This window comes from Flavobacterium sp. CECT 9288 (assembly GCF_918731615.1).
In the GTDB taxonomy this organism is placed as follows: domain Bacteria; phylum Bacteroidota; class Bacteroidia; order Flavobacteriales; family Flavobacteriaceae; genus Flavobacterium.
Genome location: NZ_OU957226.1, coordinates 1171089 through 1177862, shown reverse-complemented (window position 1 = coordinate 1177862; position 6774 = coordinate 1171089). Strand labels below are relative to the sequence as shown.

The following is a 6774-nucleotide window of genomic DNA, read 5'->3' as shown; positions in this document are numbered from 1 at the left end:
ATCAATTTAATTTAATTTTAAACCTGAGGCTAACACCTCAGGTTTTTTTTGCGATACTATCTAAAAAATAAATTAGCTAAATAGAGAGTACAAATGAATTGGTAGAAAGCTCAAACAAGATATATCAAAGGGAATATTTACTTGTCTTTTATCTTAAACGTTACCTTAGTGATAACAACTGTAAAGAATTTATCTCTTCATTTTCTAAAAAACCACTGTGATTTTGAGTGATAAATGGTTCAATTATTCATATTTACAATAGTAAATGCTAATTAATATACCGTCTAATAAAACTTAAATTAGACCTTAAAACAGCTGATAGTAGAAATAAAAAAGCTACCTCATAGTTATGAGATAGCTTCAAAAAAAAAAAAAACTTAAAAAACTTAAATTCTAGCAAATAAATTTGTGAAATATTTTCTACCAGTTGTAGGATGTTCTCTAACTGCTAAACCAAAGTGAGTAAAATTACCTTCGATTACTGCTTTGTGTCCTGGACTTGCAAGCCATGCATTAAGAACAGATTGAGGAGTATTATAGTTGTAAGCTACATTTTCGCTAACTGTCTTAGCTCCTAAAGTTTTTATGATATTATCTGATCTTTCAACAAAATTATTATGATTAACAACATTATTTTCAATCATATAATTGTCATGCTCTTCAGACTTAAAAGACATATGATTAATTTTCAAAAGTGGATTAAGACCTTTACTTACACGATAAGAATTAATTAAATCCATCGTTTCGATTTCAAAAGCACTATACGAAAAATTAGAAACTTTTTGTACAGTAGGCTCATTAATTTCTTCATCTGAACTATTAGATGAACATGACGCTAATATACATACCACTAAACTTAGCAATAATGTACGAAGTATTTTTGTAGTCATAATGTCGTAGGTTAAACTTAAAGTCGATTGTGGGGCAACAAACTTTATAATTAGTAATCTAATTTTATTTCTTATTCAAATATAGATAAAAATCCGTTATAAGGTAAATAAAATCGATGAACTACATCATAAATTCAAAATTGTAAGTTTATTTATATCTTATGGCGCAAGTCTTTCAATTTTCCAAGTTTGATCATCTTGAAAAACATAACGTATTCTGTCATGTAAACGATTAGGACGGCCTTGCCAAAACTCTACTTCTGAAGGATTTACAATGAAGCCTCCCCAATATCCAGGTCTTGGAATTGGCATGTTCTCAAACTCAACTTCAAGCTTACTTAAGTTACTTTCCAGCTCAGCTCTAGATGCAACCACTTCACTTTGGTTGGATGCAATTGCCCCAAGTTTACTGCCATCTGGTCTAGAGTCAAAATAATTGTCTGAAATCATTTCAGAAGTTTTAGTGGCTACTCCTTTAATAATCACCTGTCGCTCCATAGTATGCCAAAAAAATGATAAACAAACTTTATCATTCTCAATAATAGCCCTACCCTTTTCTGAATTATAATTAGTATAAAAAATGAAACCTTCTTCAGAAAATTTCTTTAATAAAACAACTCTTGCTCTTGGAAAACCATCTAAACCAATTGTTGATAATGTCATGGCATTTACCTCACTATCTCCTCCATAGTCTTCAACTTCATGAAACCATCTATTAAATAAATTTATAGGATCTTCTGGAATGTTACTTTCTAAAAGTTCACTTTTATCATATGACTTTCTATAATCACTTAAATCATTCATTATCGTATAGTTTAAATAGTGTTTTTAAATTATTTGCATTTTAAAATTCAAAGCTTTTACCGTCGTCACCCAATAATATATTTGGAAAAACAGTTTCTGCTTCTTGTTTGAACATTTCAATACTTTCATAGCGTGTTGAATAATGTCCTAGAATTAATTGTTTTGCATTAGCTTTCAGGGCAATTAAAGCAGCTTCTTTGGCAGTAGAATGTAATGTTTTTTTAGCTAAACTTTCCTCTGATTGTAAGAAAGTCGATTCGTGGTACAGCACATCTACATTACTTATAATAGGAAGTATATCTTCATTATAAACTGTATCAGAACAAAATGCATAACTAAGAGCTGGAACAGGATCAAAGGTAAGATCCTTGTTTAAAACTACACTACCGTTATCAAGGGTAATGTCTTTACCGTTTTTAATATTTTGGTAATAACAAGTATCTATAGCATAGTTTTGTACTGCTTCAATATTTAATTTTCGCTCTCCTATTTTTTCTTGGAACAAAAAACCATTGGTATACACTCTATGCTTAAGCGGAATTGTTTTGACAATAACTTTATGGTCCTCAAAAATTATTTCACTTTCTAAGGATTCTAATTCATGAAAATACAATCCATAATTTGTCCAGGAGTTTGATAATCTCAGTTGTAATTTTATAATCTCTTTAATCCCTTTGGGACCATAAATATGTAAATCAGTAGTCCTATTTAATAATGAAAATGTAGATATCAAACCTACTAAACCAAAAAAGTGGTCTCCGTGTAAATGCGAAATAAAAATATGATTGATTCTAGAAAACTTCACTTTATTTTTTCGAAGCTGAACTTGTGTACCTTCGCCACAATCAATTAGGAAGAGCCTGTTGTTAATATCTAAAACCTGTGATGTAGGATTTGTAAAAGTCCTAGGAGTGGCTGCATAGCAACCAAGTATTGTTAATTTCAAGGTGTGTTTAATTCGATTATTTATACTTGCTTGAATCAATCAAAAGGTTTAAAAAACCGAATTCAATTGATTAAAAGCCTAAATCTCTTTCAATCTCTTCCATTTCAATAATGTCATGTGCCTCTAATAATGATGGAACAACAGTTAATTTTGAAGGAACTGCATTATAATCAAAATCAGAGGTCACTATTACAAATGATTTTTTTGCTTTTTTATGATCCTTTGATAAAGGCAAAAAAAGTTTTATGTCTGATATAGACATACTTTCATACATCAACAAATCAATAATAATGTTATGCTTTTCAAATGTCTTGTATTGGTGTGTAATTTTCATTAAAAAAGATGTAAAGTCACCTTGTGTATCTCGAATTACTATTGTGTGTCCTTTTTGATCTACTTTCATGATATTAAATTTAAATACATTTATAAAAATCTAGTGGTACATTATTTATCTAAAGTACTGAATATAGTTATTGAATTTTTGAGGCCAATAAATAAATGACAGCCATTCGTATGGCAACACCATTTTCAACCTGATTCAAAATTACAGATTGGTGATGATCTGCTACCTCACTTGTGATCTCAACTCCTCTATTAATAGGTCCAGGGTGCATAATCACGATTTCTTTGCTTAAGGAATCTAAAAGCGTTTTATCTAAGCCGTATTGCTGAGCATATTCCCGTGTTGATGGAAAAAAATTAACATCCATACGCTCATTTTGTACGCGCAACATATTAGCCACATCACACCATTCTAATGCTTTTCTTAAATCAGGTTCAACACCTACTCCTAATGAATTGATGTATCTTGGTATTAACGTTTTTGGCCCACATACTTTTACCTCGGCACCTTGCATTTGCAAAGCATAGATATTAGACAGTGCCACTCTTGAATGCAAAACATCACCAACTATGACAACTTTTTTACCCGCAACTTCACCTAAACGCTCTCTTATAGAATAACTATCTAACAATGCCTGTGTAGGATGCTCATGAGCTCCATCTCCAGCGTTAACAATACTTGCTTTGACATTTTTTGATAAAAAATATGCGGCACCCGGATTAGAATGTCGCATTACTACCATATCTACTTTCATAGATAAGATGTTGTTAACGGTATCTATTAATGTTTCGCCTTTTTTAACTGAGGATTGTGCTGCAGAAAAACTAATAACATCAGCACTCAAACGTTTTTGAGCTAATTCAAAGGAAAGCTTTGTTCGTGTACTGTTTTCAAAAAAAATATTAGCTATTGTAATATCTCGTAACGATGGAACTTTCTTTATCGGTCTATTAATAACTTCTTTAAAATGATCTGCGGTTTCAAATATCAAGTCAATATCATTTTTATTGATGTACTTTATACCTAATAAATGATTTACGCTTAATTCTTTCATTTCTATTTACGATTATATTTTCTGATTTGCAATTACTATGATTCACTAGTGATTAAATAAACACCATCTTCACCATCATTTTCTTTCCAACTTACTTTTACTTTTTCATTATTGATAGCATCTACCTGTCTTCCTCTATAATCAGGTTGAATGGGTAAATTACGGCTGAATCGTCTGTCAATTAAGACTAGTAATTCAATTTCTGATGGCCTACCAAAGGATTGGATTGCAGTCAATGCTGATCTAATACTACGACCAGTAAATAACACATCATCTATAAATATTACTTTTTTATTTTCAACAATAAAGTTGATCTTAGTTTTATTGGCTTCTAATGGTTTATCCGTTCTTCTAAAGTCATCTCTAAAGAAAGTTATATCGAGATACCCCAACTGGATTTCAGGAGTTTGATATTCGTCTTGTAAAATTTCTTTTAAACGTTCTGCTAAAAAAACTCCTCTTGGTTGAATTCCTACCAAAATCGTATCTGAAAAATTGAGGTGTTTTTCTATTAATTGACAAGCCAAACGGTGTAAAATGATAGTAACTTCTTTAGCAGTAAGCAATACTTTTTGGCTCATAGCGTATTTATTCTTTGGTTACACAAATATACAAATACATATTTAGCATTTTCAAATTAAATATAAACAAATACTGCATGATATTATAAAAATTAGGTTGACTTCAATTTATAATTTTATTCGATAATTATGTAACAAACATTTTTACTTTTAAATGTAAATTTACAAAATACAATAACAACATTAAAAACCTTATATCATGCAAAAAATAGCTACTAGAATCTCGTTATTATCTTTCCTTTTAATCACTTTATCAAGTTGTTCCATTGTAAAAGGAATTTTTAAAGCCGGTGTAGGTGTGGGTATTTTTTTAGTTATTGCTGTTATTGCAATTTTACTTTTTATAATCACAAAAATATTCAAAAGAAAATAATAGCACTGCAAAAAACTTAAGCTAGAATTTATATCAAAAAAAATCCCGCAATAGCGGGATTTTTTATTATTTAGAATACATTTTCACTCTCAATTCTTGTACTTTTTCATCATCTAAGTAGTCATCAAATGTCATGTAACGGTCTATGGCTCCATTTGGAGTAAGCTCAATTACTCTATTAGCTACAGTTTGAGAGAACTCATGATCATGCGTGGTAAAAATCACGGATCCTTTAAAATTTTTTAATGAATTATTAAAAGCCGTAATTGATTCCAAATCTAAGTGATTCGTAGGCTCATCAAGCATTAACACGTTAGCACGTTCCATCATCATTCTAGACAACATGCATCGTACTTTTTCACCACCAGACAAAACACGACATGTTTTTAAAGCTTCTTCACCTGAAAAAATCATTTTCCCAAGGAAACTTCTAATATTTACCTCATCACGCTCTTCTTCTGTTTTTACCCATTGACGCAACCAGTCTACTAATGAATAATCACTTTCAAAAAACGAATGATTTTCAACTGGTAAATACGCTTGGTTTGTTGTAACTCCCCAATCAAAACTACCCGAATCTGCTTTTTGATTTCCGTTCAAAATTTCATAAAAAGCAGTAGTAGCGCGAGAATCTTTTGAAAAAAGGACAATCTTATCTCCTTTGGCCATATTCAAATCTACACCCTTGAACAAAATGTCTCCGTCAATAGAGGCACTCAAGTTTTGTACATTCAAGATTTGATCTCCTGCTTCACGCTCTTGATCAAAGATAATGGCAGGATATCTTCGGCTAGAAGGTTTTATCTCGGAAATATTTAATTTACTAATCATTTTTTTACGAGAAGTTGCTTGTTTAGACTTGGCAACGTTGGCAGAAAAACGACGAATAAATTCTTCTAATTCTTGTTTCTTTTCCTCTGCTTTTTTGTTTTGTTGTGCGCGTTGCTTTGCAGCTAACTGGCTCGACTCATACCAAAACGTGTAATTACCAGAGTAATGATTGATTTTATTATAGTCAATATCAGAAATATGAGTACATACAGAATCTAAAAAGTGTCTGTCATGCGATACGACTATTACCGTATTTTCATAATTTGCTAAGAAATTTTCTAACCACGCAATGGTTTCAAAATCCAAGTCATTAGTAGGCTCATCCATAATTAATAAATCAGGATTTCCAAACAAGGCTTGCGCCAATAACACTCGTACTTTAATTTTCCCCTCAAGATCACCCATTAATGTGTAATGGTTCTCCTCAGTTATACCTAGATTTGAAAGCATTGATGCAGCGTCAGAATCGGCATTCCAACCATTCATTTCTTCAAACTGGACTTGCAACTCCCCTATCCTATCCGCATTTTTATCATTATAATCCAAGTACAGTTCGTCCATTTCCTTTTTCACAGCATACAAAACTTTGTTTCCCATCATTACTGTTTCTAGTACTGTATGTTCATCAAACATGTTGTGATTCTGGTTTAAAACAGACATACGCTTGCCAGGTTCTAAGTGAATGTGTCCCGAAGTAGGATCCATATCACCAGCGATGATTTTTAAGAAAGTAGATTTTCCAGCCCCATTAGCTCCGATAACGCCATAAATATTTCCGTGTGTAAAGGTTGTATTTACTTCGTCAAACAATATTCGTTTGCCAAACTGAACTGATAAATTATTTACTGTTAACATGAATTATAATTTTAATAATTTTTTGCAAAAGTACAAAATTCGCTTAGTTTAATTTCATTTTATCATTTTAAGTTCTCAAAAAAAAAGAGGACATCAT

At 31.3% G+C, this 6774-nt stretch carries 8 protein-coding genes; 1 reads left to right on the top strand and 7 read right to left on the bottom strand.

The features are described 5' to 3' along the window. Positions 1-386: 386 nt before the first annotated feature. The 6 genes from LQ189_RS05205 to pyrR form a co-directional block, all read right to left on the bottom strand. Positions 387-890, bottom strand: coding sequence for a CAP domain-containing protein (locus LQ189_RS05205; RefSeq protein ID WP_230154745.1), 504 nt, complete (start codon positions 888-890; stop codon positions 387-389). 159 nt (positions 891-1049) lie between these two features. Next, positions 1050-1694: a pyridoxamine 5'-phosphate oxidase gene (gene pdxH / locus LQ189_RS05200; protein ID WP_230154743.1), complete on the bottom strand. Its 645-nt coding sequence runs from the start codon at positions 1692-1694 to the stop codon at positions 1050-1052. A gap of 40 nt (positions 1695-1734) precedes the next feature. After that, positions 1735-2640, bottom strand: coding sequence for a ribonuclease Z (locus tag LQ189_RS05195; protein ID WP_230154741.1), 906 nt, complete (start codon positions 2638-2640; stop codon positions 1735-1737). Positions 2641-2710: 70 nt separating this feature from the next. Continuing rightward, the gene (locus LQ189_RS05190; protein WP_230154739.1) at positions 2711-3043 is read right to left on the bottom strand and encodes a ribonuclease Z; all 333 of its coding nucleotides are present in this window, start codon (positions 3041-3043) and stop codon (positions 2711-2713) included. Positions 3044-3110: 67 nt separating this feature from the next. Further along, a complete protein-coding gene (locus LQ189_RS05185; protein WP_230154737.1) occupies positions 3111-4037 on the bottom strand; it encodes an aspartate carbamoyltransferase catalytic subunit in 927 nt (308 codons plus the stop codon). Between the two features lie 35 nt (positions 4038-4072). After that, positions 4073-4618, bottom strand: a complete 546-nt coding sequence (gene pyrR / locus LQ189_RS05180; RefSeq protein ID WP_086454975.1) for a bifunctional pyr operon transcriptional regulator/uracil phosphoribosyltransferase PyrR — start codon at positions 4616-4618, stop codon at positions 4073-4075. Positions 4619-4817: 199 nt separating this feature from the next. On the opposite strand from pyrR, the gene LQ189_RS05175 reads away from it, so the two are divergent. Next, the gene (locus LQ189_RS05175) at positions 4818-4991 is read left to right on the top strand and encodes a hypothetical protein (RefSeq protein ID WP_176330745.1); all 174 of its coding nucleotides are present in this window, start codon (positions 4818-4820) and stop codon (positions 4989-4991) included. 66 nt (positions 4992-5057) lie between these two features. On the opposite strand, the gene LQ189_RS05170 is transcribed toward LQ189_RS05175, so the two are convergent. Next, positions 5058-6677 (bottom strand): ABC-F family ATP-binding cassette domain-containing protein, encoded by a 1620-nt coding sequence (locus tag LQ189_RS05170; RefSeq protein ID WP_086454974.1) that lies wholly within the window; start codon positions 6675-6677, stop codon positions 5058-5060. Between the last annotated feature and the right edge of the window lie 97 nt (positions 6678-6774).

Bases quoted from the DNA above. Each gene is read 5' to 3' on its own strand.
- LQ189_RS05170 (WP_086454974.1), bottom strand. From the start codon at position 6,677: ATGTTAACAGTAAATAATTTATCAGTTCAGTTTGGCAAACGAATATTG.
- LQ189_RS05190 (WP_230154739.1), bottom strand. From the start codon at position 3,043: ATGAAAGTAGATCAAAAAGGACACACAATAGTAATTCGAGATACACAA.
- LQ189_RS05175 (WP_176330745.1), top strand. From the start codon at position 4,818: ATGCAAAAAATAGCTACTAGAATCTCGTTATTATCTTTCCTTTTAATC.
- pyrR (WP_086454975.1), bottom strand. From the start codon at position 4,618: ATGAGCCAAAAAGTATTGCTTACTGCTAAAGAAGTTACTATCATTTTA.
- LQ189_RS05185 (WP_230154737.1), bottom strand. From the start codon at position 4,037: ATGAAAGAATTAAGCGTAAATCATTTATTAGGTATAAAGTACATCAAT.
- pdxH (WP_230154743.1), bottom strand. From the start codon at position 1,694: ATGAATGATTTAAGTGATTATAGAAAGTCATATGATAAAAGTGAACTT.
- LQ189_RS05205 (WP_230154745.1), bottom strand. From the start codon at position 890: ATGACTACAAAAATACTTCGTACATTATTGCTAAGTTTAGTGGTATGT.